The following is a 2,099-nucleotide window of genomic DNA, read 5'->3' as shown; positions in this document are numbered from 1 at the left end:
GTCCTCGGGGTCTCCGGCGCTCGTGATCCGGGCCGGGCTGCGGCCCGGCGGGGCGGCGTCCGACGGCGGTGACCAGGGCGGGACCGACGCAGGAGCGGCCGGTCCCGCGGACCGGGGCGCAGCCGGGCACACCGCGCGGAGCCCGGTGCGGTGGGCGCGGGCGTCGCGGCGCGGGCTGTGGACCGGGGCGGTGTGCTGGGCCGTGCGGCCGTCCGTCTGCTCCAGCTGCTGCGGTTGCACCAGACGGACCTCCCCTGATCGCGCCGGACGGAAACCCGGGCCGCCCAGGCGAGCACGGGCCTGCCACGGCGCCGGCCCGGCGGGTGTCGGGCCGGCGGGGGTCGGGCCGGCGGCCGGGGTCAGCCGACCGGCACGTCGGCGGGGCGCTTGAACATCCGGGTGGCGGTGATCTCGCCGTGGATGGTCGGGCCGTCCGGGTCCTGCGGGGCGGGCAGGCCGGGGCGCAGGTGCTCCTCGACCGAGATGTACTTCAGGCCGGCCCGCAGGTCGGCGTCGTTGCGCAGCCGGATGACCAGCGGGAACTCGGCGAGCGCGGTGGTGTCGAACAGGCCGGTGGTGTAGATCAGCTGGACGCCCAGCGCGTCGGCGACCGCCCGCTGCAGCTCCAGCAGGTAGGTGGCGTTGGCCCGGCCGATCGGGTTGTCGAGGAACAGCGTGCCGGCGTGCCGCAGCTGGGACTGTCCGCGGTCGTTGGCACGCAGGGCGGCCATCGTGCAGTAGAGCGCGATGGCGGCGGTGAGCAGCTGGCCGCCGGAGAAGACGTCCGACATCTGGCCGACGCCGACGCGTTCGGCGCGCAGCACCGCGTCCGGCTTGAGGATCTCGACGCTGACGCCCTTCGGGCCGATCGCCGCGGCGACGCCGCGCAGCAGCAGCGACATGCCGTCGCGGCGCAGGTCGGAGTTCTTCTTGACGGCGGCGCGGGTGGCCTCGTCGATGACCTCGCCGAGGCGCTCGACGAGCACGGCGTGGTCCGGGTCCTCGAAACGGATCCGCAGGAACTCCTGGCCGGACCACTCCCCCAGGCCCTCCGGGAGGCGGGAGAGCCGCTGGGCGGCGCGCAGCGTGGCGAGCGAGGACTCCACCAGACCGCGCAGCCGGTCGACGATCGAGCCGCGGTTGCGCTCCAGCTGGGCGAGCTCGTCGGTGAGGACGCGCAGTCGGGGCGCGAAGGCGGTGGCCCAGGCTGCGGCGTGCTCGGGCAGTGCGGCGGTGGGCAGTTCGCGGATCTGCTGGCGGGCCGGGGTGCGGACGGCCTCGTAGCGGGCCGCGTTGGCGTGCCGGATGAGGGCGTCGGCGGCGTCACGGACGGCGAGTTCGGTGCCGCTCAGCTCGGCGGCCGCCGTCCGCAGGGTGCGGCGGCTGTCGGTGGCGGCGGTGCGGGCCTCGACGAGGCTGCCGAGGTAGGGCTCGGTGTGCGGCTCGGCCTCGTCCGGGTTGTCGCGCAGGCCGTCGCGGAGCTGCGCCGCGACCTCGTCGAAGTTCGCCGCGGCGGCCTGCGCCGCCTCGAAGGTGCGCAGCAGGTCGGCGTGCTCGGTGCGGGCCGTCTCCAGTCGCTCGCGGCGCTCGGCGAGTCGGGTGGTGGCGGTGCGCAGCAGCGTCTGGGCGTGCTCCGGGTCGGCGGGGACGAGGTCCTCGGGGAGTTCGGTGTGGGCCTCGCCGTCGGCGGGGGCGGAGCGCTCGGCGTCGCCGCGGAGCCGGCCGAGCTGCTCGCTGGCGGTGGCGGACCGGGCCTCGATGGTGGCGACCAGCTCCTCCGCGCGGGCGGCGGCGGCCTGCCGGGCGGGGCCGTCGGCGCCGTCCGGGCTGGCGAGGAGCTCCTCGGCGCGGGTGCGGACCTTGTTGGTGAGGCGGTCGAGCTCGGCCGCGGCGGCGGCCTCGTCGCCCTCGGCGCGGGCCTGCTCGGCGCGCAGGTCGGCGCCGACACCGACCTTCTCGTACACCTGGGAGGCCGCCCGGTAGGCCTCGCGGAGGGCGGGCAGCGAGGCGGGGGTGCCGGTGGGCTCGGGGGCGTCCTCGGCGACGGTGGAGAGTTCGGCGCGCTCGGCGCGCAGGGTGCGGGTGGTGCGGCGGGCGTC

At 77.3% G+C, this 2,099-nt stretch carries 2 pseudogenes; both read right to left on the bottom strand.

The features are described from left to right. Window positions 1-240: pseudogene (locus KSNIM_RS30245) on the bottom strand (hypothetical protein); the annotation flags it as partial. Between the two features lie 119 nt (window positions 241-359). Then, a pseudogene (locus tag KSNIM_RS30240) lies at window positions 360-2,099 on the bottom strand (hypothetical protein); the annotation flags it as partial.

The sequence above is a fragment of the Kitasatospora sp. DSM 101779 genome, assembly GCF_025655475.1.
Lineage (GTDB): Bacteria > Actinomycetota > Actinomycetes > Streptomycetales > Streptomycetaceae > Kitasatospora.
This window is presented reverse-complemented; position numbering and strand designations above follow the sequence as displayed.